The 26086-nt window shown below is 71.9% G+C and carries 24 protein-coding genes; 10 read left to right on the plus strand and 14 right to left on the minus strand.

All coding sequences use genetic code 11. From position 1 onward, the window contains the following. Positions 1–74 precede the first annotated feature (74 nt). Positions 75–1079, plus strand: a complete 1005-nt coding sequence (locus tag DTB53_RS18250; RefSeq protein WP_012379231.1) for a LuxR C-terminal-related transcriptional regulator — start codon at positions 75–77, stop codon at positions 1077–1079. A 220-nt stretch (positions 1080–1299) separates the two neighbouring features. Here DTB53_RS18250 and DTB53_RS18255 read toward each other — a convergent pair whose 3' ends face one another. Then, positions 1300–2967 carry a fumarate hydratase gene (locus DTB53_RS18255; protein ID WP_003966597.1) on the minus strand — a complete coding sequence of 556 codons (1668 nt, stop codon included), beginning with the start codon at positions 2965–2967 and terminating at the stop codon, positions 1300–1302. 196 nt (positions 2968–3163) lie between these two features. Here DTB53_RS18255 and DTB53_RS18260 point away from each other — a divergent pair, with 196 nt between their 5' ends. Continuing rightward, complete coding sequence (locus tag DTB53_RS18260; protein ID WP_003966596.1) at positions 3164–3856, plus strand: DUF1707 SHOCT-like domain-containing protein; 693 nt, start codon at positions 3164–3166, stop codon at positions 3854–3856. A gap of 184 nt (positions 3857–4040) precedes the next feature. Further along, positions 4041–4415, plus strand: coding sequence for a WhiB family transcriptional regulator (locus DTB53_RS18265; protein ID WP_003966595.1), 375 nt, complete (start codon positions 4041–4043; stop codon positions 4413–4415). 95 nt (positions 4416–4510) lie between these two features. On the opposite strand, the gene glpX is transcribed toward DTB53_RS18265, so the two are convergent. Then, positions 4511–5542, minus strand: a complete 1032-nt coding sequence (gene glpX / locus DTB53_RS18270) for a class II fructose-bisphosphatase (RefSeq protein WP_003966594.1) — start codon at positions 5540–5542, stop codon at positions 4511–4513. Between the two features lie 157 nt (positions 5543–5699). Here glpX and DTB53_RS18275 point away from each other — a divergent pair, with 157 nt between their 5' ends. After that, entirely contained in the window at positions 5700–6248 is a 549-nt protein-coding gene (locus DTB53_RS18275) for a DUF4245 domain-containing protein (protein WP_012379229.1), read from the plus strand. An 80-nt stretch (positions 6249–6328) separates the two neighbouring features. Here DTB53_RS18275 and DTB53_RS18280 read toward each other — a convergent pair whose 3' ends face one another. The 4 genes from DTB53_RS18280 to DTB53_RS18300 all read right to left on the minus strand — a co-directional run bounded on the left by DTB53_RS18280 (position 6329) and on the right by DTB53_RS18300 (position 10386). After that, a complete protein-coding gene (locus DTB53_RS18280) occupies positions 6329–6919 on the minus strand; it encodes a malonic semialdehyde reductase (RefSeq protein ID WP_012379228.1) in 591 nt (196 codons plus the stop codon). A 233-nt stretch (positions 6920–7152) separates the two neighbouring features. Then, positions 7153–7398 carry an exodeoxyribonuclease VII small subunit gene (locus DTB53_RS18290; RefSeq protein WP_042496232.1) on the minus strand — a complete coding sequence of 82 codons (246 nt, stop codon included), beginning with the start codon at positions 7396–7398 and terminating at the stop codon, positions 7153–7155. A 156-nt stretch (positions 7399–7554) separates the two neighbouring features. Then, entirely contained in the window at positions 7555–8766 is a 1212-nt protein-coding gene (xseA, locus tag DTB53_RS18295; RefSeq protein ID WP_012379226.1) for an exodeoxyribonuclease VII large subunit, read from the minus strand. A gap of 120 nt (positions 8767–8886) precedes the next feature. Next, positions 8887–10386, minus strand: coding sequence for an APC family permease (locus tag DTB53_RS18300; protein ID WP_236586381.1), 1500 nt, complete (start codon positions 10384–10386; stop codon positions 8887–8889). A 93-nt stretch (positions 10387–10479) separates the two neighbouring features. On the opposite strand from DTB53_RS18300, the gene DTB53_RS18305 reads away from it, so the two are divergent. Both DTB53_RS18305 and ppgK read left to right on the plus strand, forming a co-directional pair. Then, positions 10480–11469 carry a 4-hydroxy-3-methylbut-2-enyl diphosphate reductase gene (locus DTB53_RS18305; protein ID WP_012379224.1) on the plus strand — a complete coding sequence of 330 codons (990 nt, stop codon included), beginning with the start codon at positions 10480–10482 and terminating at the stop codon, positions 11467–11469. Between the two features lie 38 nt (positions 11470–11507). Continuing rightward, the gene (gene ppgK, locus DTB53_RS18310; RefSeq protein WP_012379223.1) at positions 11508–12260 is read left to right on the plus strand and encodes a polyphosphate--glucose phosphotransferase; all 753 of its coding nucleotides are present in this window, start codon (positions 11508–11510) and stop codon (positions 12258–12260) included. Positions 12261–12429: 169 nt separating this feature from the next. Here ppgK and DTB53_RS18315 read toward each other — a convergent pair whose 3' ends face one another. Beyond that, on the minus strand, positions 12430–13002 hold the full coding sequence (locus DTB53_RS18315) for a DUF6542 domain-containing protein (protein WP_063744772.1): 573 nt from the start codon (positions 13000–13002) through the stop codon (positions 12430–12432). Between the two features lie 559 nt (positions 13003–13561). Between DTB53_RS18315 and ychF the strand changes: the two genes are divergently transcribed. The 3 genes from ychF to DTB53_RS18330 all read left to right on the plus strand — a co-directional run bounded on the left by ychF (position 13562) and on the right by DTB53_RS18330 (position 16626). Further along, entirely contained in the window at positions 13562–14650 is a 1089-nt protein-coding gene (ychF, locus tag DTB53_RS18320) for a redox-regulated ATPase YchF (RefSeq protein WP_003966585.1), read from the plus strand. A gap of 394 nt (positions 14651–15044) precedes the next feature. Then, positions 15045–15482, plus strand: a complete 438-nt coding sequence (locus DTB53_RS18325) for an NfeD family protein (RefSeq protein WP_012379221.1) — start codon at positions 15045–15047, stop codon at positions 15480–15482. 34 nt (positions 15483–15516) lie between these two features. Continuing rightward, positions 15517–16626: an SPFH domain-containing protein gene (locus DTB53_RS18330; protein ID WP_003966581.1), complete on the plus strand. Its 1110-nt coding sequence runs from the start codon at positions 15517–15519 to the stop codon at positions 16624–16626. 276 nt (positions 16627–16902) lie between these two features. Here the strand turns inward: DTB53_RS18330 and DTB53_RS18335 are convergent, their stop codons facing one another. The 7 genes from DTB53_RS18335 to DTB53_RS18365 form a co-directional block, all read right to left on the minus strand. Then, positions 16903–17346 carry a hypothetical protein gene (locus tag DTB53_RS18335; protein WP_012379220.1) on the minus strand — a complete coding sequence of 148 codons (444 nt, stop codon included), beginning with the start codon at positions 17344–17346 and terminating at the stop codon, positions 16903–16905. Between the two features lie 54 nt (positions 17347–17400). Further along, the gene (locus DTB53_RS18340; RefSeq protein WP_012379219.1) at positions 17401–17688 is read right to left on the minus strand and encodes a hypothetical protein; all 288 of its coding nucleotides are present in this window, start codon (positions 17686–17688) and stop codon (positions 17401–17403) included. An 88-nt stretch (positions 17689–17776) separates the two neighbouring features. Beyond that, on the minus strand, positions 17777–19357 hold the full coding sequence (locus DTB53_RS18345) for a caspase, EACC1-associated type (RefSeq protein ID WP_012379218.1): 1581 nt from the start codon (positions 19355–19357) through the stop codon (positions 17777–17779). After that, the gene (locus DTB53_RS18350) at positions 19350–19751 is read right to left on the minus strand and encodes an effector-associated constant component EACC1 (protein WP_012379217.1); all 402 of its coding nucleotides are present in this window, start codon (positions 19749–19751) and stop codon (positions 19350–19352) included. The genes DTB53_RS18345 and DTB53_RS18350 overlap by 8 nt, the downstream gene beginning before the upstream one ends. 75 nt (positions 19752–19826) lie before the next feature. After that, positions 19827–20042 carry a hypothetical protein gene (locus tag DTB53_RS18355; RefSeq protein WP_012379216.1) on the minus strand — a complete coding sequence of 72 codons (216 nt, stop codon included), beginning with the start codon at positions 20040–20042 and terminating at the stop codon, positions 19827–19829. A 124-nt stretch (positions 20043–20166) separates the two neighbouring features. Then, positions 20167–22884: a glycosyl hydrolase family 65 domain-containing protein gene (locus DTB53_RS18360; protein ID WP_012379215.1), complete on the minus strand. Its 2718-nt coding sequence runs from the start codon at positions 22882–22884 to the stop codon at positions 20167–20169. A gap of 201 nt (positions 22885–23085) precedes the next feature. Further along, entirely contained in the window at positions 23086–24204 is a 1119-nt protein-coding gene (locus DTB53_RS18365) for a threonine synthase (RefSeq protein WP_012379214.1), read from the minus strand. 238 nt (positions 24205–24442) lie between these two features. Here DTB53_RS18365 and DTB53_RS18370 point away from each other — a divergent pair, with 238 nt between their 5' ends. After that, positions 24443–26029, plus strand: a complete 1587-nt coding sequence (locus DTB53_RS18370; RefSeq protein WP_003966573.1) for a S8 family peptidase — start codon at positions 24443–24445, stop codon at positions 26027–26029. Positions 26030–26086: the final 57 nt, after the last annotated feature.

Below are 26086 nucleotides of genomic sequence, written 5' to 3' on the forward strand. Positions count from 1 at the left end.
CACCCGGACATACTCGTCGAGCACGGACGCCGGACGGGGGGACTCCCGATTGCACAAAGGTAATCTGCATCCTTGTGAAGGACGATCATTCCCCCTCACCGGTATGTGATTGCCGTGAATCACCCTCGGACCGGTCGATACCGGAACAACCCTGCGAGGCGGCGCTCGCGGCCTATCGCCGTGCGCTGACGGAGGGCTGCCTCCCGGCCGGCGCCGCGCCCCCCTGCCTGCGGTCCCTGCACCTGATGGTGGCCGACCAGGAGTCACCCGGCTACCTCATCCCCGTACCGCCGGAGACCGCCTCGTTCGCCGCGCTCGCCCCGATCGAGGAGGCGATCGTCGAGCAGCGCCGCACCCTGCGCTCCGCCCGCGCCACCCTCGCCGCCTTCGAGGGCCTCTACGCCGAGATGCACCGGCAGGAACGCCCCGCCCTCACCCGGCTCTCCGGCACGGCCGTCATCGGCAAGGCCCTGGACGCCGGGGTCAGCGGCTGCCGCGCCGAGGTCCGCACGGCCCACCCCGGCGGCGGGCGCCCCGCCCACGTCCTGGAGCAGTCGCTCCCGCGCGACCTGGGCAACCTGCGCCGGGGCATCCGGCAGCGCACCCTCTACCAGCACACCGTCCGCTCCGACCGCACCACGCTCGCCTACATCGAGCAGGTGACGGCCGAGGGCGCCGAGATCAGGACCCTGGCCGAGGTCGCCGACCGCTTCATCGTGTTCGACCGGGACCTCGCCCTCATCCCGTTCTCCGACGAACCGCACACCGCTCTGCGCGTGCAGCACCCGTCGCTGGTCCGCTTCCTGGTCCGCCACTTCGACGAGGCGTGGTCCCGCGCGGTCCCGGTCCGCCCCGAACGCGCGCCCCTGCGCACCCCCGTCGTCACCTCCGACCTCCAGCGCGCCATCCTCCAGGCCGTCGTCAACGGCGAGACGGACGCCGCGATCGCCCGCCGGATCGGCATGAGCCGCCGCAGCGTCGCCGAGCACATGCGCAAGGTCTCGGAGCAACTGGGCAGCAACAGCCGGGCGCAGCTGGGGTATCTGGTCGCCACCTCGGGCCTGCTGGACGGCCGCTAGGTCCTGTCGTCGAACTGCCGTCGTCACCCGAAGGGCGGCCCTGCGGGGTCGGGCGGCAGTTCGACGACAGGGCCGGGGGAGGGCCCGGCCGGCCCGGTGCGGGAGGACCGTCCGCGGTGCACCGGAGGGCCGGGCCGCAAGGCCGGGGAAGGCCGGGCCACGACATGCGGGAGGGCCCGTCCGCGCGGACGGGCCCTCCCGGTGACGACTGCGGGGCGGGTCAGCCGAGACCCGGCCCCCGTACCGGAATGCTGGTGAACGTCGGAGCCGGGGCGGGCTCGGTGAAGAAGTCGTTGCCCTTGTCGTCGACGACGACGAACGCGGGGAAGTCCTCGACCTCGATGCGCCAGACCGCCTCCATGCCGAGCTCCTCGTACTCGACGACCTCGACCTTCTTGATGCAGTCCTGGGCGAGCCGGGCCGCCGGGCCGCCGATCGAGCCGAGGTAGAAGCCGCCGTGCGTGCCGCAGGCGTCGGTGACCTGTTTGCTGCGGTTGCCCTTGGCGAGCATCACCTTGGAACCGCCCGCCGCCTGGAACTGCTCGACGTAGGAGTCCATCCGGCCCGCCGTCGTCGGACCGAAGGAGCCGGAGGCGTACCCCTCGGGCGTCTTCGCGGGGCCCGCGTAGTACACCGGGTGGTCCTTCAGGTACTGCGGCATCTCCTCGCCCGCGTCCAGCCGCTCCTTGATCTTCGCGTGCGCGATGTCGCGGGCCACGACCAGCGGGCCGGTCAGCGAGAGCCGGGTCTTGACCGGGTACTTGGTCAGCTCGGCGAGCACCTCGTCCATCGGCCGGTTGAGGTCGATCTCCACCACGTCGCCCGCCTCGTCGAGGTGCTCGTCGGTGGTGTCGGGGAGGAAGCGCGCCGGGTCCTTCTCCAACTGCTCCAGGAAGACGCCCTCGGCGGTGATCTTCGCGGTGGCCTGGCGGTCCGCCGAGCACGACACGGCGATGGCCACGGGCAGGGAGGCGCCGTGCCGGGGCAGCCGCACCACGCGCACGTCGTGGCAGAAGTACTTGCCGCCGAACTGCGCGCCGATCCCGATCCGCTGCGTCAGCTCGAAGACCTTCTCCTCCAGCTCCTTGTCCCGGAAGCCGTGCCCGGTGGGGGAGCCCTCGGCGGGCAGCTCGTCCAGGTAGTGCGCGGAGGCGTACTTGGCGGTCTTCAGCGCGAACTCCGCCGAGGTGCCGCCGACCACGATCGCCAGGTGGTACGGCGGGCAGGCCGCGGTACCCAGCGAACGGATCTTCTCCTCCAGGAACCTCATCATGGAGGCCTCGTTCAGGACGGCCTTCGTCTCCTGGTAGAGGAACGACTTGTTGGCCGAGCCGCCGCCCTTCGCCATGAACAGGAACTTGTACGCGCCGCCGTCGGTGGCGTACAGCTCGATCTGGGCCGGGAGGTTGGAGCCGGTGTTCTTCTCGTCCCACATGGTCAGCGGGGCCATCTGCGAGTACCGCAGGTTGAGCTTGGTGTACGCGTCGTAGATCCCGTGCGACAGGGCCTCCTCGTCACCGCCCTCGGTCAGCACGTTCTGCCCGCGCTTGCCCATGACGATCGCCGTGCCGGTGTCCTGGCACATCGGCAGGACGCCCGCGGCGGCGATGTTCGCGTTCTTCAGGAGGTCCAGCGCCACGAACTTGTCGTTGGAGGACGCCTCCGGGTCGTCGACGATCCGCCGCAGCTGCGCCAGGTGGGCCGGGCGCAGGTAGTGCGAGATGTCGTGCATCGCCTCGGCGGCCAGCGTGCGCAGCGCCTCCGGGGCGACCTTGAGGAACGTCCGGCCGTCGGCCTCGAAGGTGGACACACCCTCGGCCGTCACCAGACGGTACGGCGTGGTGTCCTCCCCCAGGGGGAGCAGATCGGAGTACGCAAACTCTGCCATGACGGCCATTCCTCACTCGGCGACGGCGGCTGACCTCCCTCGGGCAGCGCACCCACCAGGGTAGAGCGCCGCCCCCGGGAGGATCCTGTGAGGTAAGGCTCACCTCGACAGCGCCCCGCCGGACGGCGGGTGCGGGGCCGGGGCGCGCCGGTTGGAGGGGTAGTCGCGATCTATCGCGTTTGGGTACGCTGGGGCGGTGGACCTAGAGAAGCAGCCCCAGCAGCCCGTCGCGCCGGCCGCCCGGCCGCCCGCCGAAGCCCTGGACAGCGATGGCATCCGCGCCTCCGACGCCGACCGCGACCGGATCGCGGACATCCTGCGGGAGGCGATGGCCGAGGGCCGTCTGACGGCGGACGAGCACGCGGAGCGGATCGACCTGGTCTACCGGGCCAAGACCGTCGGCGAACTCCAGCCGCTGGTCCGGGACCTGCCCGCCGCCTCCGGTCCCACGGCCCGTCCGGATTCCCAGCCGTACGCCTACGGACCCGAGGGCCCCGACGGCCCCGCGGAGAATCTCGTCGCGGTCTTCAGCAGCGCCAACCGCAAGGGCCGTTGGCGGGTCGGCGGACGGACGAACGCCTTCGCACTCTTCGGCAGCGTGGAGATCGATCTCACCGAAGCGCTTTTCGGCCAACGCCTCACCGTTATCAATGCGACGTCCATCTTCGGCAGCGTCGACGTCCGGGTGCCGGAGAACATTTCCCTGCGCGGCAGCGGCACGGGCGTCTTCGGCACCTTCGACGTGCGGACGCTCGAATCGGCGGACCCGGAAGCACCGGTCGTCGTGGTCAACGGCTATTCCGTGTTCGGCAGCGTGGAAGCCAGGCCGAAGCGGGGCAAGTTCGTGGCGGACCTCCAGCAGCGGCTGCGCAAACACCTCGGCCACTGAATACGGTGGTGCGCACGGTATACGGCGGGGCGCGCGACCTCCGGTAATCGGCCAAAAGGCCGCGGGGGCGCATTCCGGTACCCCGCGCGCTGGTGGCGCTCCGTGCTTAGGCGTACGCACAGCGGGTAGGGAGAGCTGCATCGACTCATCCTCGCGAAGCCGTAGCCGTCGTCAGGAGTAGACCGTGCTGCAACCGCCGCATCAGCCTCTGCCGTTCGCCGCCGTTCCGGCCCAGCGGACCCCCGCACGGGAGGACGACGCGGGCCCCTGGCATTCCGATGCGGCCTGCCGCCGCGACGAGGCCGGCCTGTTCTTCGCCCCGTCGAAGGAGCCGACCGCCGCCCGGCTGGCCCGCGAGGAGGCGGCCAAGCGGGTCTGTGCCCGGTGTCCGGTGATGGTGGAGTGCCAGGAGCACGCGCTGATGCAGCCCGAGCCGTACGGAGTGTGGGGCGGGCTCACCGCAGCGGAGCGCCGGGTGGCGCTGGCCCGGCGGCGACGGCGGGACATCGAGCTCACGGCCGCCGCGACGACGGCCGAGCACATAGCGGCGGCGGGCTGAACGCCGCGCACCGGCGGGACGCGCACGGCCTACGGGCAGGGGCGGGAAACGGACCACCGTTTCCCGCCCCTCCCCGTTTTGTCGCCGGCCGCTTCCTACTTCGCCCGGTCGAAGTCGATGGCGCTGTAGGCGCGGAGCTTCGACAGCCGGTGGGACGAGGAGATCGTCCGGATCGTGCCGGACTTGGAACGCATCACGATCGACTCGGTGGTCGCCGTCTCCGCGCGGTACCGCACACCGCGCATCAGCTCACCGTCGGTGATCCCCGTCGCCACGAAGAACACGTTGTCGCCGCTGACCAGGTCGTCGGTCGACAGCACCCGGTCCAGATCGTGGCCCGCGTCCAGCGCCCGCTGCCGCTCCGCCTCGTCCTTGGGCCAGAGCTTGCCCTGGATGACGCCGCCGAGGCACTTTATGGCGCACGCCGAGATGATCCCCTCGGGCGTCCCGCCGATGCCCATCAGCAGGTCGACGCCGGTGCCCTCGCGGGCCGCCATGATCGAGCCCGCGACATCGCCGTCGGAGATGAACTTGATCCGCGCGCCCGTCTCCCGGATCTCCTTGACGATGCCCTCGTGCCGGGGCCGGTCGAGGATGACGACGGTGACGTCCTCGGGCATGGAGTTCTTCGCCCGCGCCACCCGCCGGATGTTGACCGACACGGGCGCGTTGATGTCGACGAAGTCCGCCGCCTCGGGCCCCGTCACCAACTTGTCCATGTAGAAGACCGCGGACGGGTCGAACATCGCGCCGCGGTCGGCCGCCGCCAGCACGGCGATGGCGTTCGGCATGCCCTTGGCGTTGAGCGTGGTGCCGTCGATCGGGTCGACCGCGATGTCGACCTCGGCGCCGGTGCCGTCGCCGACCCGCTCGCCGTTGAACAGCATGGGGGCTTCGTCCTTCTCGCCCTCGCCGATGACGACGACGCCGTTCATCGAGACGGTCGAGACGAGGGTCCGCATGGCCTTCACGGCGGCGCCGTCGGCGCCGATCTTGTCGCCGCGGCCCACCCAGCGCCCGGCAGCCATGGCGGCGGCCTCGGTGACCCGGACCAACTCCAGGGCCAGGTTGCGGTCGGGGGCCTCCGGGGAGACCTCCAGTTGGGACGGCAGATGATGCTCGGACATCGGAGCGCACCTTTCTGTACGGCGACGACCGGATATGAGGGTGCTGTGACTCTATCGGTAGGTCGATAAAATGAGCAGGCCGGGTCACGCATGAGCGCCCCTGTGCCGGGGCCGTGACGGGCACCCTGCGGCCGGGCGTGTCAGGCCGCGTGCCACCATGGATGCCGTGGCAAGCAAGCGAGGCAAGCAGACAGTCCGGGACATGATCCTGTCGACCTTGGTGATCGCCGCCTGCGCGGGCGTCATCTACCTGTTCATCCCGAAGGACGAGCACGCCGACCCGATCAAGGCCGTCGACTTCACCGTGGAGCTGGCGACGGTGCGCACCGCCGCCCCCTATCCGGTGGCCGCTCCCGAGGGGCTGCCGAAGGAGTGGAAGGCGACCTCCGTCCGGTACGACGACGTCGCGGGCGACGCCTGGCACCTGGGCTTCCTCGACGCGGACCGCCGGTACGTCGCGGTCGAGCAGTCCACCACCGCCGCGGGTACGTACGTCCCCGAGGTCAGCCGGAAGGCCAAGGACACCGGGCGCACCGAGACGGTGGCGGGCCGGGAGTGGCAGGTCTGGGAGGGTGCGAAGTACGACGCCCTCGTCCTGCCCGGAGAGGGCCACACCACGGTGGTGACCGGCTCGGCCCCGAAGGAGAGCCTGGTCGAGATGGCCGCCGCGTTGAAGACGGCGCCGCCCGCCGCCCCGGCTTCCTGACGCGGCCCCGCTTCCGACCGCGTGCGCGAAGGGGCCCCGGAACACCTGGTGTTCCGGGGCCCCTTCGCGTGTGACGGGACTCAGACGGTCGTGATGACCTCGTCGAAGGAGAGGCGCGGGCTGCGCGGGAACCAGGCGTCGTCGCCCGGCTTGCCGATGTTGACGACCATCAGCGGGGTGTGGTCGTCGTCCAGGAACTCCTTCTGGATGCCCGCGGCGTCGTAGCCGGTCATCGGGCCGGCGGCCAGGCCGGCGGCGCGGACGCCGATGATGAAGTAGGCGGCCTGGAGCGCGGCGTTGAGGCCGGCGGCCGACTCGCGGACCGGACGCTCCGAGAAGAACAGGTCCTTGGCCTGGGGGAAGTGCGGGAGCAGCGCCGGGAGCTCCTCGTGGAACTCGTTGTCGGCGGCCAGGATCGCGACCAGCGGGGCGGTGGCGGTCTTCGGCCGGTTGCCCTCGGCCATGTGCTGCACCAGGCGCTCGCGGCCCTCGGCGGAACGGACCAGGACGACGCGCAGCGGCGACTGGTTGAACGCGGTCGGCCCGAACTTGACCAGGTCGTAGATCGCCTGGACCTGCTCGTCGGTCACCGGCTCGTCGGTGAAGGTGTTGGCGGTACGGGCCTCGCGGAAGAGGAGGTCCTGGGCGGCGGGGTCGAGAACGAGGGACATCTGGTGCAAACCTTCCGAGCGAACGCGGTGGGGAGAAGACCCGAACGTACGCCAGAGGTAGGTGAAGTTTCAACTAAAGTCGGCCGGGAGTGATCCATTGCACAGTACATCTGTCTTGCGCGACGGCCCCCGGCCCGCACCCCGCCGGTCGCCCCGAGGCGCCCGCGCCGCATGGGACCCCCCTCGGCGGGCCCGGCGGGCCCGCCCCGCCCGCCACGCCCGGGAGCGCCGGTTCAGCCCTGGTCGTCGCCGTCCCGCGGACGGGCCAGGGCCGCGTCCAGTCGGGCGCGGGCGCCCTCCAGCCAGTGCCGGCAGATCTTCGCCAGCTCCTCGCCCCGCTCCCACAGGGCCAGCGACTCCTCCAGCGTCGTGCCGCCCGCCTCCAACCGGCGTACGACCTCGATCAGCTCGTCCCGCGCCTGCTCGTACCCGAGCGTGCCCGTGGCGGCAGCCGCCGTCGTCCCGTCGTCGTCCGTCATGTGATCCACCCTAGATGTCAGCTGTAACGACTTCGTGGGCACCGAGGCCCCTGCGACACGGCCGCCCGGCCGCCCGTCTCCCGGCCCGTACGGGCGTGGAGCCCTCCGGGGCCGGCCACCCCGTCCCGGCGGACTCGGCCGCCCCGCCCCCCGGCCTCATCCGTCCACCCGCACCGTGAACTCGCCCTCCGAGACCCGCGCCCGCAGCGGCTCGCCGGGCGCCCCGGCCTCCTCGGGGGAGCGGACCACGTGTCCGTCGGGCCGCTGGAGCACCGCGTAGCCCCGCTCCAGAGTCGCGGCCGGCGACAGCGAGACGACCCGGGCGAGCGTGTGCGACAACTCCGAATCGGCCCGGTCCAGCAGATGCCCCAGCACCCGGCGAGCCCGCCCCAGGAGGGCGTCCACCTCGGCCTCCCGCTCGTCCACCAGCCGGTGGGGACGCTCCATCGCGGGGCGGCCCAGCGCGTGCGCGAGCCCCCGCTCCTCGCGGTCCAGCAGCCCCCGTACGGTCCGCAGCGCCCGGTCCCGCAACTGCTGCACCCGCTCCAGCTCCTCGCCCACGTCGGGGACGACCTTCTTGGCCGCGTCCGTCGGCGTGGAGGCGCGCAGGTCGGCGACCAGGTCCAGCAGGGGCGAGTCCGGCTCGTGGCCGATCGCGGAGACCACCGGCGTACGGCAGGCGGCCACGGTCCGGATCAGCTGCTCGTCGGAGAACGGCAGCAGGTCCTCGACGCTGCCGCCGCCCCGCGCCACCACGATCACGTCGACCTCCTGGAGGGCGTCCAGCTCCTCGACGGCCTGCACCACCTGGGCGACCGCGTTCACCCCCTGCACGGCGGTGTTGCGGACCTCGAAGCGCACGGCGGGCCAGCGGCGGCGGGCGTTCTCCAGGACATCGCGCTCGGCGGCGGAGGCACGCCCGCAGACCAGCCCGACGAGCTGCGGCAGGAACGGCAGCGGCTTCTTGCGGTCCAGCGCGAAAAGCCCCTCGGCGGCGAGCGACTTCTTCAGCTGCTCCAGCCGCACCAGCAGCTCGCCGATGCCGACCGGCCGTATGTCCGTCGCCCGCAGCGACAACTGCCCCCGGGGCGCGTACCACTCGGGCTTGGCCAGCACGACGACGCGCGCGCCCTCCGTCACCACGTCGGCGATCCGGTCGAACACCTGCCGGAAACAGGTCACGCTCACCGAGATGTCGTGCGACGGGTCGCGCAGCGTCAGGAAGACGACCCCGGCCCCCGGGCGCCGCGACAGCTGGGTGATCTGCCCCTCCACCCAGATGGCGCCGAGCCGGTCGATCCAGCCTCCGATGAGCCGCGACACCTCACCGACGGGCAGCGGCGCTTCCGCGGACGTGTTGAGAGCCATACGGGCGAGCGTATCGGCAGCCACCGACAGGCCCCCCGCCCCGCGCGGAGGTCCGTGTCCACGCGGGGCGCGAAGCCGTACGCCGCGCAGCGCCGCGGCGCACGGAGTCCCACGATTCGCCTACGGGACCGGGACCCCCTTCTCCGCGGCCCCACCCGGCCCCTCGCCACCGCCCCGGCGGCCCGTCCCCTGCACCGCCAGCACCACGAGCCCCACCCCGAGCCAGCAGAGCCCCACCACCTGGGCGGACGTCGTCGCCTCCACGATGACCGCGACCAGCACCCCCGCACCGACCACCGGCACGAGAACGTGCCGCCACCACACCGGCGGACCCTCCATCCGGCGTACGGCGAACCAGCCGACCACCGACGCGTGCAGCAGGATGAACGCCGTCAGCGCGCCGATGTCCACCACGGAGACCAGATGGTCCAGGCCGTCGTCGCGCCGGGCCGCCCACACGGCGGCCACCAGGGTCACGATCGCCGCGCCCAGGATCGCCACCCGCGGCACGCCCGACGACGGGTCGACCCGCGCGAGGAAGCGCGGCAGGCGCCGCTCCCGGGCCATGGCGAAGACGAGCCGGCCGGCCGCGGCCTGCCCGGCCAGCGCGGCGAACGCGGCGCCGATCGCCTTGCTGACCGCCACCAGGTCGTGCAGCCACGTCCCCACCGAGGCGTCCACCGCGTCGTAGAACGCCGACCCCTGTGCCGCCGGGTCCGCCGCCAGCTCCGCCGAGCTCACCGGCTCCAGCAGCGCCGCCAGATAGGTCTGCGCCACGAATAGGACACCGGCCAGCACCAGACAGAACAGCACCGCCCGCGCTACCTTCTGCGAACCGCCCGTCACCTCCTCGGCGAAGGAGGCGATGGCGTCGAAGCCCAGATACGACAGCACGGCGATCGACACGGCTCCCAGTACCGCCGCCATGGAGAACCCGGTGTCCCCGGTCAGCGGCGTCAGCCAGCCGCGCTGTGCCCCGTCCCGTACGAGGACGACCACGGCCGAGACCACGAAGACCAGCAGCACCACGATCTCCATGGCCAGCACCGCGAAGCCGACCCGGGCGGCGGCCCGCACCCCCCACAGGTTGAGCAGCGTGGTCACGAGCACGGCGACCGCGGTCCACACCCACCGCGAGACCTCCGGGACCAGCGCGTTCATCGCGATCCCCGAGAAGAGGTAGGCGACGGCCGGGATCAGCAGGTAGTCGAGCATGGCCATCCACCCGGCGATGAACCCCGGCCCTTCCCCGAGCCCCTTGCGGGCATACGTGAAGACCGAACCGGCGAAGGGGGCGACCCGCACCATCTGGGCGTAACTGAAGGCGGTGAACCCCATGACCACCGTGGCGACCACGTAGACGAGCGCGACCGCGCCGTCGGACTTGGCGTCCAGGGTGCCGAACACCCCGACCGGAGCCATCGGGGCGATGAAGAGGAGCCCGTAGACGACCAGATCCCGGAACCCGAGCGTCCGCCGCAGCCGGCCCGGTCCCGCACTGCTTCCGACACCGCCCCCCGTGCCGCCGCCAGGCCCGCTTGCCGCGCCGCCGCCATGCCCGCTTCCCGCGCCGCCCCCCGTCCCGCTGCCCGAACCGCCGCTCTCCGGAACCGACGCCATAGCCCCTCCATCACCATCCGTCATGACTCACGAACGCACCGCGACCAGTCTCCCGACCCGGCCGTCCTCGCGCCTGTTCGCCACGGCCTTACGATGGGACGCATGACTGCAACTCCTGCCCGCCGTGTCCTGCTCGCCGCTCCCCGTGGCTACTGCGCGGGCGTGGACCGTGCCGTGATCGCCGTCGAGAAGGCCCTGGAGCAGTACGGGGCCCCGATCTACGTGCGCCACGAGATCGTGCACAACAAGTACGTCGTGCAGACCCTGGAGAAGAAGGGTGCGATCTTCGTGGACGTCACCGCGGAGGTGCCCGAGGGCTCCATCGTGATGTTCTCCGCGCACGGAGTCGCGCCCACCGTCCACGCGGAGGCCGCCGAGCGCAAGCTCGCCACCATCGACGCGACCTGCCCGCTGGTCACCAAGGTCCACAAGGAAGCCGTCCGGTACGCCAAGGACGACTACGACATCCTCCTGATCGGCCACGAGGGCCACGAGGAGGTCATCGGCACCTCCGGCGAGGCCCCCGACCACATCCAGCTGGTCGACGGCCCCGAGGACGTGGCGAACGTCGAGGTCCGCGACGAGTCGAAGGTCGTCTGGCTCTCCCAGACCACCCTGTCCGTCGACGAGACGATGGAGACGGTCGACGCCCTCAAGTCGAAGTTCCCCAACCTCCTCTCGCCGCCCAGCGACGACATCTGCTACGCCACGCAGAACCGCCAGATCGCGGTGAAGAAGCTCGCCGAGGACGCCGAGCTGGTCATCGTGGTCGGCTCCAAGAACTCCTCGAACTCCATCCGGATGGTCGAGGTCGCCCTGGACGCCGGAGCCCCCGCCGCCCACCTGGTCGACTTCGCGAGCGAGATCGACGAGGCCTGGCTGGAGGGCGTGACCACGGTCGGCCTGACGTCCGGCGCCTCCGTCCCCGACGTCCTCGTCGACGGCGTCCTGGAATGGCTCGGAGAGCGCGGTTACGCGGACGTGGAGACGGTGAAGACGGCCGACGAGTCGATCACCTTCTCGCTCCCCAAGGAGCTCCGCCGCGACCTGCGCGCCGAGGCCGCCGCCCTTTCCGCCGAGTAGCCGCGCACCGGGCCCGGCCTGCCCGTACCGTGGGTCCCATGGAGATCTTCGGCGTGGACATCGGCGGATCCGGGATCAAGGGCGCTCCCGTGGACCTGGACCGCGGAGACCTGGCGCGGGAGCGCCACAAAGTGCTGACACCGCACCCGGCCACGCCCAAGGGCGTGGCCGACGGCGTCGCCGAGGTCGTGGGCCACTTCGACTGGACGGGCCCCGTCGGCATCACCTTCCCCGGAGTCGTCACGGACGGGGTCACGCGCACCGCGGCCAACGTCGACAAGGGCTGGATCGACGTGGACGCCCGCACCCTGCTGGGCGAACGGATCGGTCAGCCTGTCACCATCCTGAACGACGCGGACGCGGCCGGGGTCGCCGAGATGACCTTCGGCGCGGGCAAGGGCCGTACGGGCACGGTCATCCTGCTGACGTTCGGTACGGGCATCGGCAGCGCGGTCTTCACCGACGGGAAGCTCGTCCCCAACACCGAGCTGGGCCACCTGGAACTGCACGGCCACGACGCGGAGAAGCACGCCTCCACGAAGGCCAAGGAGGACGAGGACCTCAGCTGGCACCACTGGGCGCACCGGGTCCAGAAGTACCTGCTGCACGTGGAGATGCTGTTCTCGCCCGAGCTGTTCATCATCGGCGGCGGCGTGAGCCGCAAGGCGGAGAAGTTCCTGCCGCTGATCGAGAAGGTCAGGGCCGAGATGGTCCCCGCCCAGCTTCAGAACAACGCGGGGATCGTGGGAGCGGCGATGGCGGCCGCGGGCCAGGCGCACGCCGAGAACTGACCGGACCGGACGGCACCACGGGTCCGCCCCCACCGCCGGTGGGGGCAGGCCGAGCGCCGGTGGGGGCGGGCCGAGCGCCGGTGGGGGCGGGCCGAGCGCCGGTGTGGGCGAGCCGAGCGCCGGTGTGGTGGGCGGGCCCGAGCGGTGGTGAGGGCGGGCCGAGCGCCGCTCAGGGCCGCTGAGGACGCCGCGCCCCCGCACCCGCGCCGCCCGCGCCCGCGGCCCCGGCCCGTACGGGCTTCGCCGCCACGGCCCCGGCGGCCGAGGCCCGGGGTGCCCGCTCGGGTGCGGTGCCACGCCCCTGGGCCAGCACGTACCGCCGCCGGGCCCGCATCTGCCGCACCTTGCGCACGGTGGCGATGAGCCCGGCGACCAGCGTCCCCCCGTACAGCCAGCCGGCGTGCACGGCGAGGGCGGTGACGAGCCCCATGGTCTGCCCGCCGAACCCCTCGGACCCACCGGAGATCGGGAACACCCCGACGGCGAAGGCGATGGGCACGCTGATCGGAGCGGTGACCAGGTCGGCGGGCCGGACCCAGAGGGCGGTCAGAGCGGAGACGGGCAGAAAGAGCAGCCCGTAGACGAACTCCGAGCCGTCGAACAGCAGCCGGTCGACACAGGCCAGCACGAACATGGTGAGGGCGGCGAACAGCCCGGCCCCGATCCCGGTGAGCCGGGGGTTGGGAAACCGCCGCAACGCGAGAACCACCGGCGGCACCCTGCGCACCCGCACCCGGTACACGGCGGAACCACCCGGCGAGGGCGGGGCGGTCGCGGCCTGCGGGGGCTGACTGCGCTGCGGGGGACGTGTCCTGTGCTGCTCCACCTGGACAACGTAGGTCGCGGGGGGCGGGGAATCAGGCGTTGGACACGCGCTTTGGCCGACCTTGGCGTTGCGTTCGATGTCACACCGCCGAAAGGCGGAGTGTTCGGACCGACGGCGCCCGGGCGATCGCACTGTTCGAACCGGGTACGAGCGCGGGAGGCGGAACGGTGCTGACCGGGGGGTGGACCCGAGTGAGGCGAACGATCCGAACCGGGGGCGGACCCGGATGAGGGGACACGATCCGAACCGGGGGCGGACCCGGGTGATGGGACACGGTCCGAACCGGGGCGGGCCCGACTCGGGCGGCACGGTCCGAACCTGCGCGAGGGGCCCGTGAAACCGCCCTGTACGAGCGCGAGGGGCGGCCCCGTAAACTGGAGAATCGGTCCCACTCCGGGACTCGGCGGACCCGGCCCGACAGCCGAGCCGGCCCCGGACGCCCCTGACCCCCTCCTCACTCCAGGAAGTCGCCAAAGTGTCGCTCACGATCGGAATCGTCGGTCTGCCGAATGTCGGCAAGTCGACCCTGTTCAACGCCCTGACCAAGAACGACGTGCTGGCGGCCAACTACCCGTTCGCCACGATCGAGCCGAACGTCGGCGTCGTCGGCGTCCCGGACCCGCGCCTGAACAAGCTCGCGGAGATCTTCAACTCCCAGCGGCTCCTCCCGGCGACGGTGGACTTCGTCGACATCGCCGGCATCGTCCGGGGCGCTTCGGAGGGCGAGGGCCTGGGCAACAAGTTCCTCGCGAACATCCGCGAGTCCGACGCGATCTGCCAGGTCATCCGGGCCTTCAAGGACGAGAACGTCGTCCACGTCGACGGCAAGGTCTCGCCGAAGGACGACATCGAGACGATCAACACGGAGCTGATCCTCGCCGACCTCCAGTCCGTCGAGAAGGCCGTCCCGCGCCTGACGAAGGAGTCCCGCCTCCAGAAGGAGAAGGTCGCGGTCCTCGCCGCGGTCGAGGAGGCGAAGCAGATCCTGGAGACCGGCCAGACCCTCTTCGCCGCGGGCATCACGGCCGGCACCGAGAAGGGCAAGCTCCTCCACGAGCTGCACCTCCTCACCGTCAAGCCCTTCCTGTACGTCTTCAACGTCGACGAGGACGAGCTGGTCGACGAGGACTTCAAGAACGAACAGCGCGCCCTGGTCGCCCCCGCCGAGGCGATCTTCCTGAACGCCAAGATCGAGTCCGAACTGATCGAGCTCGACGACGACGAGGCCCTCGAACTCCTCCAGTCCATGGGCCAGGAGGAGCCCGGCCTCGCCACCCTCGGCCGCGTCGGCTTCGAGACCCTGGGCCTCCAGACCTACCTCACGGCAGGCCCGAAGGAAGCCCGCGCGTGGACCATCAAGAAGGGCGCCACGGCCCCGGAGGCGGCCGGTGTGATCCACACCGACTTCCAGAAGGGCTTCATCAAGGCGGAGATCGTCTCCTTCGCCGACCTGGTCGAGACCGGCTCGGTCGCCGAGGCCCGCGCCAAGGGCAAGGCCCGCATGGAGGGCAAGGACTACGTCATGCAGGACGGGGACGTGGTGGAGTTCCGCTTCAACGTGTAGGCGTGCGCATACTCTGCATGATGAGTCGGAATGTGCACATCAGAAGGGGTCGAGCCTTTGCCGGGTTCGACCCCTTCGGCGTCACTGTGCGCGATGAGTGGCGCATATTCCGACGACGTATGGACGGCGGTTGATCGGGTGCCGTAAACGGGACCGGAGTCCCACGTGAACGCGATCTCTTGGGCGAAAGTCGCCGCCGTCGTCCTGTCCGGATGGGGAAAGACCCTGACGAGGTGCTCCTCTCATCCTGAGATTCCAGCCTCGGCCGCTACGCCGCTGTGCGCTTCCGCAGCCCGCCCACGGCCCCCGGTCGCAGGTCGGGCACGTCGGACGGTTCCGTTCGTGGCCCGGAGGGGTAAGAAGCTGGGTAAGTCCCCTTGGGGAGGCTGATTCGATGCCGTGGTTCGCTTGGTTGCTCGCCGCCGCGGCGCTCGGAGCTGCGGAGTTCTTCACTCTCACGCTCGTCTTCGGGTTGCTGGCCGGCGCGGCGTTGGTCGCTGCCGTCGTGGCCGGAGTGGGCGTCGGTCTGCTGGGGCAGCTCGTGGCGCTCGGGCTGGCGGCGGTGGCGGGTCTGGCCCTCGTCCGGCCTGTCGCGCTCCGGCAGATGACGCAGGGGCCCTTGACCTACGAGGGCAGCGACGCGCTGATCGGCAAGCGGGCCGAGGTCGTGCAGGAGGTCACCGCGACCCACGGGCTGATCAAGATCTCCGGCGAGGAGTGGTCGGCTCGCGCTCTCGATGAAAACCTGGTGATTCCGGTGGGCGCTCTGGTGGACGTCATGGAGATCGAGGGCGCCACCGCCGTCGTGTATCCCCGCGAACTCCTTCCGTGAACGGCTCGCAGCGCGGGAGGACCGAGGAGGAAGTATGGATCCGGTTGTCATCCCGATTCTTGTGGCGGCGATCGTCGTCGTGTTCCTCGTGGCCGCCACCGTGCGTATCGTTCCGCAGGCGCGCCGCTACAACATCGAGCGGTTCGGCCGGTACCGCCGGACGCTCCAGCCGGGCCTGAACTTCGTCCTGCCGGTGGCGGACCGGGTCAACACCAAGCTCGACGTGCGTGAGCAGGTGTACTCCTCCGACCCCAAGCCGGTGATCACCGAGGACAACCTCGTGGTCAACATCGACACCGTGCTCTACTACCAGATCACCGATCCGCGGGCGGCGGCCTACGAGGTCGCCGACTATCTGCACGCCATCGATCAGCTCACCGTGACCACCCTGCGCAACGTCATCGGCAGCATGGACCTGGAGGGGACGCTCACCTCGCGTGAGGAGATCAACGCCCGGCTCCGGGCCGTCCTCGACGACGCGACCGGCAAGTGGGGCATCCGGGTCAACCGCGTCGAGATCAAGGCCATCGATCCGCCGAACACCATCAAAGAGGCGATGGAGAAGCAGATGCGGGCCGAGCGCGACAAGCGCGCGGCCATCCTGCACGCCGAGGGTGAGCGGCAGGCCAAGATCCTCACCGCGGAGGGCACGAAGCAGAAGGACATCCTGGAGGCGCAGGGTACGCAGCAGGCCATGATTCTCCGGGCGGACGGCGAGTCGAAGGCCGTGGAACTCGTCTTCCAGGCCGTCCACCGCAACAACGCCGACGCGAAGGTCCTGGCCTACAAGTACCTGGAGACGCTCCCGCATCTGGCGCAGAGCGACAACAACACCTTCTGGGTGATTCCGGGCGAGCTGACCGAGGCGATCCGCACCGTCACCACCGCGTTCGGCGACCAGGCGTCGGGCACCGCGCCCCCGCCCGGTGCGCAGCGCGAGGACGCGACCGACGCCGACGCCTCGGACAAGGACCACGTGGGGGCCCCGGAGGTCGAGGCGAACTCCACCCTCGCGCTGGACGCCGTCGCGGCAGCCGACGAGGCCGCGAAGCAGGCCGCCGTCGCCGTGAGCGACGCGAAGGCGGAGGCGGAAGCCGCGGGAGAGACACGGCTGCCGGGGCGGGAGCAGGCTTCCGGCGACTGAGCGGCAGCAGCGGTACGGGGGCGGCTCCCGAGCGCCCGACAGCCCTCCTTGCACGACCTCGCGCGGCAGCCCTGCTCCTGCGACCTCGCGTGGCAGCCTTGCTCGTGCGACTTCGCGCGCCACCCCTGCTCGTGCGACCCGCGTGGCGCGCGTGCGGCCCGGCAGTCCCGTACGGCCCGGGCAGCACCTGGGCCCCGGCGGTGAGCACGTACGGTCCCGTACGGCCTGCGTGGCCATCCGCAGCCCCGTACCGCCCCCCGGCGGCGTCGTGCCCCGTCAGGTTCCGGTACGGCGGTGGTGCAGGTCCGCCGCCGTGTCCAGCGTGCGGTCGATGCCGCCGGCGACGGTGGGGTTGGTGTTGTTCACGTGCCGCACGATCGCCGCGCCCGCCCATGAGATCGCCGGGGGAGGGACAGAAAATCTGTGGAACAGCGGTGGCACCCCGTAGATCTCGCGGAGGATCTCCTCCACGACGAACTCGTTGACCGGCCGCCGCTCGACGCGGTGGGCGGCGGCGACCTCGTCGCTGAACGCCGCCAGGTCCTCGATGCCGCACCGGTCGCCCAGGCGCGGCGCGAGCATCACGGCGATCACCGTGACGAGGAATCCGTTGAAGGCGATCCGGTCGCCGGGCGACAGTGCCTCGTCGAGCGCCTTCGCCCGGCGGTCCTTGAGGACCAGGCACCTGATCTGGTCGCGGAACCGCGGCTCTACGCGCACTTTCCCACCTCCTGCTCGACAACTGGGCTGATCGGCCGCTTCGCCACGGTGCGGCTACTCGACGTGGGTGAAGGACATGAGCACCGCCAGCACGGCGTCCTCGAACGACGCGTGCCGGCCGACCTCGTCCGAACGGAAGACGCCGTGGGGGCGTACGACGGCGAAAGCGCTCCACAGTCCCAGGTAGTGGTCCAGATGGCCCGCGTGAAACGTTTCCCCGCCCTGGTCAAGGATCACGTGGACGGTCTCCTCGCCGGGGGTCGTGCCGGGCTGTGCCCGGAGCACGAACCGGTGGCGTCGCAGCGACTGCCCGAGCGCCTCGCTGATATCGGGGATCGACATGTCGCACTCCCTGTCTGTGCCGTGCGTCGCAGGAGCTGGGGGGAGGGGGAGGGAAAGGGGGGAGGAGTAAGGGGCGGGGCGGGGTCGGTCAGGGGCGGCGGCCGTCCAGTCCGGCCGCGTAGGCGCGGAGCCTCCCCCGGCCGACGGTCTCGTAGTAGCGGCGTGCCGTGCTCGCCAGGTCCGACCTGAGCGGCCGCAGTCCGGCAAAGTCGGAGAGGACACGCGCCTGTTCCGTCTCGTCGAGCGTCGACCACTCCCCGTAGGCGCCGCCGCAGGCATCGACCAGGACGTCGAGGCACTGCGCCAGCGCCAGCGAATCCGATCCGTCCCACGCGGCCAGCCAGCGTTCGCGCGGTACGCCGGACGCGAGGGCGGCGACGGCGGCGAGGACGGCGAGGGTGGGCCCGGGCGCCGGGGCCGGTGGATCGGGGCGGGGCGGCTCCGTCTCCTCCTCCCCGGTCCGCCGAGGCGGCCCGATGCCCAGGCGGATGCGCTGTTCCAGCCCCGTCAGCCGCTCCTGGGCCGCCGTGTTGCCCCGGCGCGCGGCGAGGGCGTACCAGTACAGCGCCCGGTCCTGGTTGCCGTACTGCTCCTCGTAGAGCTGCCCGAGGTGGAGCGGGGCGACCGGATCGCCGGCCTCGGAGGACCGCACGTACCACTGGGTCGCCTCCTGGAGGGCCTTCCCCTCGACCGGACCCGGCTTGATCCCCTGCATCCTCGCCCGGACCCGGCCCTCGGCGATCTGTCCGAGCCGGTTCATCGACGGCGTGTGCCCGGTCGCGGCCGGGCCCTCGTACAGCGCGGCGATCGCGGGGAGCCGCTCGACGCCCTCCTTGGTCTCCCGCCGGTACGCCTCGCGGTAGACGGCCTCGGGATCGGCGCCCGGCTCGGGCGGGGCTTCGGGGGCGTTGTTCCGGGCGAACACCCAGCGGGCGGCGTGGTTCTCGACGCGGCGGCCCGGTTCGGGCCTCCCGTTCGCCACGAGGTGGTCGGAGACCGCGCCGAAGATGTGGTCGAACGTGAGGCCGGCCGGTGCGCCGCTCAGGCCCTCGTACACGGTGTCCACGAGGGCCTTCGTGAAGTACGTCTGCGCGTCGGCGACCGTCTCCAGTTCGTGCCAGGAGGTCTCGAACGCGCCGCTGCTCATCATCAGGTACGCGCCGGGCCCGGGCGGCAGGTGGTCGACGGAGAGGCGGCCGTACTCCTCGGTGGCGAGCCCCGCGTAGCAGCAGTCGAGCACCGCGATCTTGACCCGGGCGCGGCTGGCGCGGAACGCGTCCCGCACCGCGTCGAACGGGAGCCCCGTGGCGGCCGTGAGGTCCGCGTCCCGCAGGGTGTCGACCACGGTGAGGCACAGCCGCTCCCGATGGTCGTAGATCCCGTGTCCGACGTAGTAGAAGAACGCGACGTCCTCGGCCTCCTTGAGCGTCGAGATGAGATCGCGATGGATCGTGCCGAGCGTGGTCATGTTCGCGAAGGTCACGAGGGAGGCGTCGGGCCAGGGGCCGCACACCGGATCGCGGAGCAGGCCGTTCATCCGGTCGAAGCTGCGCTTCACCGCGGGCACGTCGTCGAGGCACTCGTCCGCGTACGTCCAGGTGCCCATGAGGACCGCGCGGGACCGGGAGTAGTCCCGGTTCGCGGGTTCACCCGTCGCGGGCTCACTCATCGAGGGCTCTTTCGTCGCGGGCACGTTCATCGTCGCCGAGCAGGCGCTCGACGATCTCCAGGACCCTCTGCGGGTCGTCGAGGTTCCCGCCGGAGATCGTGACCGTCCGGTCCTCCCGGGTCAGCTTCACGGTCACGGACGACCTCCGGGACTTGATGAACGCCGGCAGTGTCCGGATCGCGACGGCGAGCACCGCCGAGGAGGGCACCAGCAGCTGGATCACCTCGGCGGCGCCGAGTTCGCCCGCGCCGGGGCGGGACCGCTGCCGGGTGACGTCGGCGCCCGGGATCGCGCCGAGGCGTCGGGACAGCGGGCCGACACCGGCCGGCTCGGAGACGGTCACGACGATCTCGTGAAAGGTGTCCGTTCCGTCGACGGCGCCGGTGGTTCCCATGGCCGTGTACCTCGCGTTCGTGGATCCCGTGTCCGTGGGGCCCGTGCCTGTGTACCTTGCGTCCGTGCGGCCGGCTCAGACCTCGGTGCGGCGGACCTTGTTGTAGTAGATGCCGATGTCCTCCGGCGCGTGCAGGCGTATGTCCTCGCCGTCGGCGCTCACGGCGCAGACCCAGCCGGACGGCGCGGAACCGGGCTTCGCGAGGGTGAAGGGGCCTTCCCCGTTGATCGACCACACCGTGCTGCCGAGGCCCACGGTGTGGCCGTCCTTGGTACGAAAGTCTGCGGCCATGCAGCAGTCGTAACACCCCCTGTTCCGCCCGGGGGCCCTGTTCACGGAACTTCGACAACCTGAAGCCGGGCTACCGGTCGGCCGGCGGTGCGACGGCACGCGCCGACCGGTGGCCCGGCGGGCACTACCGGTCGTTCGCCTCCACCCGCAGCTCCGCCAGTCCGGCCGGCTTCTCCGGGTCCTCCGAACGGACCGTCACACGGACCTTGCGTGCCGAGTCGCCCGCCAGATAGGGGCGCCAGAAGCGGCCGTCGAGGGAGGTCTCCACGGTGTGCGAGGCGGGGGCCGTGTCGCTCCACTCCGGGGTGACGGAGACGAGCCGGAGCGGCTTCGCGCCCAGGTCCACCGTCAGGGATCCCGCCGCGCCGTCGGGGGACCAGGACGTCGCCGGGGCCCCGTCCACCGCCGCCTCCGCGTAGAGGCCCTGCGCCTCGGAGGCCGCCGTCACCGGGCGGCAGCGTGCCGCGTCGGCCGTCGGGGTCAGGTCGGGGCGCCGGGTGGGCACCTCCAGCGTCGAGGCGAGGCGGCGCGGGCCCTCGGGCGTGTGGACCGTGAACGGGGCGCCCGAGGTCAGGCGGACCGTGGTCGTCCGGGGGCCGATCCCGACCTCGTACGTCGCGTCCCGGTACCGCAGGCCCTTCAGCGTGACGCCTTCGTGGAGCTGGGGCGGCAGCGTCGGATCCAGGCGCACGCCGTCCTCGCGGAGGCGCAGCCCCGTCAGGCCGTGCGTGAACACCTGGAGGAAGCCGCCCTTCCCGGTCAGGAAGTCGTCGGCGGGGAAGCCGGACAGCGGGTCCGAGGCGCCCGCCTTGTCGCCACGCGCCTCGGAGAACAGCTCGTACGGGCCCTGCAGATACGGCCGCACCGAGCGCTGGAGATACGTGTACGTCGAGCAGCCCGGCTCCCCGATCTCCGCCGCGTCGATCGCGTGCACCGAGTCCGTCATCGCCGGGCCGTCCGGGTCGGTGCGGGCCGCGTAGTAGTCCAGGGTGGCCGCCGCGGCGCCCGGCTCCATCGGCCACTCCAGCGGGTAGGTCAGCAGGACCGTGTCCGCCTGCTTGATCGTGGAGCCGTTGTAGCCCGCGTACTGGAGGAAGACCTTCCTCTCCGCGTCGTACGGGATGCGCAGCCCGTCCGCCACCTCGTTCCAGGCGGCGGGCGGGCGCTCGCCGAGGAGCCGGGCGGCGCGGGTCGCGTGGCGCAGGGCGGTGGCGGCGACCGCGTTGGTGAAGACGCCGTCGTCGACGCCGTTGCTGTACTCGTCGGGGCCCGCCACGTCGTTGACGGAGTAGCTGCCGTCCGCGTTCGCCGTGGCGCGCGACTCCCAGAACTCGGCGATGCCCCGGAGCAGGGGCCAGCCCCGCGCCGCCAGCCAGTCGCGGTCGCCGGTGGCGAGGTAGTACTGCCAGACGGCGAGCGAGACGTCGCCCTGGAGGTGGTTCTGGGTCAGGCAGTGCGGCGGGTCCCAACTCTGGCACTCGGAGTCCATACGGCCCCGGCTCGCGCTGGTCCACGGGTAGAACAGGCCCCGGTGGCCGTACTCCTCGGCGTTCGCGCGGGCCGCGCCCCGGGTGCGGTAGCGGTACTCGACCACCGAACGCGCCAGCTCCGGGCGGGTGGCGAGCAGGCCCGGGAACATCCACGTCTCGGCGTCCCAGAAGACCATGCCCGCGTAGTTGTCGCTGGTCAGGCCGGCCGGGGCGATGCTGTCGGCGGAGCCGCGACGGGTGCTCGCGAGCAGTCCGTACTGGGCCGAGCGCAGCCAGCCCTGGAGCCGCCGGTCTCCCGGGACCAGCACATCGGCGGACCAGGCCTCCCGCCAGGCGGCCTCGTTCGCCGCGAAGACCCGGTCCCAGCCGCGCCGTGCCGCCCGGTGCGCCGCCTCGCGGGCGTCCTCGGCCGGGGCGCGGGAGGTCAGGGCGGTGTCGACGCCGACGTACTTCTCGAACGTGTACGTCCGGCCCGCGCGGACCGGCGTCGCCCCCGGGGTCGTACGGGCCCCCGGCCGCGGGGTCTCGACCACGCCCGAGCCGCGCCGCACGGTCTGGGCGACGGCCCCCTCGATCCCGGTGCCCAGCGTCCGGAACGTGCCGTCCTCGCGCAGCGCGATCCGGCGCGCGCCCCGGTCGTCGAGCCGGCCGGTGACGGTCGCGGTGCCGCTCCAGCGCGGCGTCATCCGCAGGCGTACGGCTCCGGTGTGGACGTCGGACCGGTCGGCGAGCACCTCGTACACGAGGTCGGTGGCCCGGCCGTCGGCCGTCGTCCACCGCAGGGAGGTGCGCACGAGGCCGCAGGAGAGGAAGACCGTCTGCCGGTAGTGCGAGATCCGGCCCGCCGGGGTGTCCGGGCCGAGGGTCTCCTCGCCCACGCCCACATCGATGTTCGTCCAGCTCGGCAGCGCGGCGATCACCTCGCGGCCCTCGGAGACGGCCTTGTCCCGGGCGTAGAGCCCGGAGACGAACGCGCCGTCGTAGCGGGGGGTGTAGAGCGGCCAGCCGGTCTTCTCGCCGGTGGCCGCGTAACCGGCTCCGGCCGGGGGGACCCGGTGGCCGAGGTAGCCGTTGCCGATGTACGGGTCGTAGCCGGCGGCCTCCCCGAAGCGGGTGGATGTCGGCGCCCAGGAGGTCCCGGGACCGCCCTGGCCGCTTGTCGCGCCGCAGGCGGGCACGGCCGGGGACGGCGGCGGGGGAGAGGGCGGTGCGGGGGAGCCGGACGGGTGGGCCGGGCCCGTCGGCGGCACGGGGCCGCCGGGGGTCCCGGTGGCGCCGGCGAGGGGCGGCAGCGGTGCGATCAGGGCGGCCGCGACGAGGGGTGCGAGGACGGAGATGCGCGAGAGGCTCACAGGACGAAGGTAGGGACGGGCGGGTGCGGGCGGCCGTCACGGCACGCACGCCCACCGCGCCGGGCACCCGTCGGACCGCCGGATGGAGCAGATCCCCGCGCCCCGCCCTCACCCCGCCGGGCCGGTTCCGGGGCCGGCTGTGGGGCGGGCCCGCTCTCCCCGTCGTGCCTGGTCCCGGGCCGGCCACCAGGCAGGGCTCCCTCACTCCGCCATGCCCGTCTTCAGACCCGCCCCGCACAGCGGCACCACCACGCTGCCCCGCACGGCCTCGCCCCCTTCCCGTACCGCCGCCCAGCAGGCCACGCCCGTCGTCTCGACGTAGAAGCCGCGCGCGGCCAGATCCCGTTGGGCCTCGCGGACGTGGTCCTCCGACACCGTCAGGAACGTGCCGCCCGAGGCTCGCACGGCTGCCAGGATCTGCCGGGCGCGCGGCGGGCGGGGAATGGCGATGCCCTCCGCGAGGGTCGGGGAGACCACGGCGGCCGGGTCGGACGGATCGGCCGGAGGGAGGTCGTCCGCGCCCGCGCGGAAGGCCCCGGCCAGCGGGGAGACCGCCTCGGCCTGGACGGCGATCAGCCGGGGGCGGGTCGCGATCAGGCCGAGCGCGTGCAGTTCGGCGACGGCCAGCGCCGCGCCCAGCAGCAGGGTGCCGTTGCCGACCGGGACGGCCAGCGCGTCCGGCAGCCGGCCGCCCAGGTCCTCCCAGAGCTCGTACACGTACGTCTTCGTGCCGTGCAGGAAGTACGGGTTGAAGACGTGCGAGGCGTAGAAGACCCCCGGTCCGTCCGCCGCCGCGCGGGCGGCGAGCGCGGTCGCCTCCCGGCCGCCCGGGACGGTGACCAGGTGCGCGCCGTGGGCCCGGATCTGCTCGGTCTTCTTCGGGGAGGTGCCCTCGGGGACGAACACCGTGCAGGGGAGTCCCGCCCGCGCGCAGTACGCGGCGACCGAGGTGCCCGCGTTGCCCGTGCTGTCCGCCACGACCCGGTCCGGACCCAGCCGGCGGGCCAGCTCCGCCAGCATCACCGCGCCCCGGTCCTTGAAGGAGAGCGTCGGCATGAGGTAGTCGAGCTTCGCCGACACGCTGTCCGTGAGCGGGACGAGGGGGGTGCGGCCCTCGCCCAGGGAGATCGGCGGGGCGGCGAGGGGCAGGAATTCCTCGTAACGCCACAAGGAATCGACCCGCCCGGAAAGCGCGTTCGGCGCCACGCCCCGCTCGGGGGCGAAGTCGAGGTCCCAGGGGCCACGGCAGACCGGGCAGCACCAGGTCAGGGCGGTGATCTCGGACCGGGTCCCGTCCACGGGGCAGTGATAGACCGTCATGGTCACCAGCATGTCAGGCGTATGGCAGATGAATGGCGCGCGTATGGCGCACGCCAAGGCACCCTTGTGAGTTCGCCATGGATCGGTCAATCTTTCGCTGGCAGCAGGGCATGCCGCTCATCGGACGACGCAGAAAACGGGGCGCTCGACCGGCTGATTTGTCATGCCCCTGTCGGGAGTCCGCCGGGCTCCGGCACCACCCCCCACCAGAGCACCGCCTATGAGGAGGACCCCTCAGATGTCAGTGACGCGTCACACCCCCCAGGCCCGTCGAAGACTCGCCGCGGCGACCGTCATAGCCACCGCGGCAGCCGTCGCGCTCGCCACCGCCGCGCTTCCGGCGACCGCGGCCGAGCGCGCACCCGAAGGCGTGATTCTGAACGCGGGCGCCCCGGGCACCATCAGCGACAGCTACATCGTGACGCTGAAGGACTCGGCCGCGAAGTCCGATTCCGCCCAGGGCAAGGCCCTCGCGAAGAAGTACGGCGCGAGCATCGAGCGCACCTACCGCTCGGCCCTCAACGGCTACGCGGTCGAGGCGACGGCCGCCGAGGCGAAGAAGTTCGCCGCCGACCCGGCCGTCGCGTCCGTCTCGCAGAACCGCACGTTCACGGTCTCCGCCACCCAGACCAACCCGCCCTCCTGGGGCCTCGACCGGATCGACCAGCGGAGCCTGCCGCTGGACCAGCGCTACACCTACCCCGACAAGGCCGGCGAGGGCGTCACCGCCTACGTCATCGACACCGGGGTGCGCATCAGCCACAGCGACTTCGGCGGCCGGGCGGCCAACGGCTACGACGCCATCGACAACGACAACGTCGCGCAGGACGGCCACGGCCACGGCACACACGTGGCGGGCACCGTCGCGGGCACCGCCCACGGCGTCGCCAAGAAGGCGAAGATCGTCGGCGTCCGTGTCCTGAACAACCAGGGCTCCGGCACCACCGCGCAGGTCGTCGCCGGCATCGACTGGGTGACGGCCAACGCCGTCAAGCCCGCCGTCGCCAACATGAGCCTCGGCGGTGGCGCCGACGCGGTCCTCGACGCGGCCGTCCAGCGGTCCATCGCCGCCGGCATCACCTACGCCGTCGCGGCGGGCAACGAGTCGACCAACGCGAACACCAAGTCCCCGGCACGTGTCGCCGAGGCCATCACGGTCGGCTCGACGACCAACACCGACGCCCGCTCCAGCTTCTCCAACTTCGGCGCGGTCGTGGACATCTTCGCGCCCGGTTCCTCGATCACCTCGACGTGGAACACCAGCGACAGCGCCACGAACACCATCTCCGGTACGTCGATGGCCAGCCCGCACGTCGCCGGCGCCGCCGCGATCTACCTCGCCGACAACCCGGCCTCGACCCCCGCCCAGGTCTCCGCCGGACTGGTCGCGGCCTCCACCCCCGGGGTCGTCACCAACCCGGGCACCGGCTCGCCGAACCGGCTGCTGTACGTCGGTCCGGGCGGCACCACACCGCCCCCCGGCAAGAAGTTCGAGAACACCACCGGGTACGCGATCAACGACAACGCCACCGTCGAGGCGCCGGTCACCGTCACCGGGGTCACCGGTAACGCCCCGGCCGCGCTGAGTGTCCCGGTCAACATCTCGCACACCTACATCGGCGACCTGAAGATCGACCTGGTCGCGCCCGACGGTTCGGTCTACAACCTGAAGGCGTACGGCTCCGGCGGCAGCAGCGACAACGTGGTCACCACGTACACCGTCAACGCCTCGTCCGAGGTCGCCAACGGCACCTGGAAGCTCCGGGTGAGCGACAACGCGAGCGCCGACACCGGCCGGATCAACAGCTGGGCGCTCCAGTTCTGAACACGCTCCGGCACGCCGGTTCCGCACCACTGAACCGCTGAGTCCAGGAAAGGGGCC

Origin of the sequence: Streptomyces griseus (assembly GCF_900460065.1) — a bacterium.
GTDB lineage: Bacteria > Actinomycetota > Actinomycetes > Streptomycetales > Streptomycetaceae > Streptomyces > Streptomyces griseus.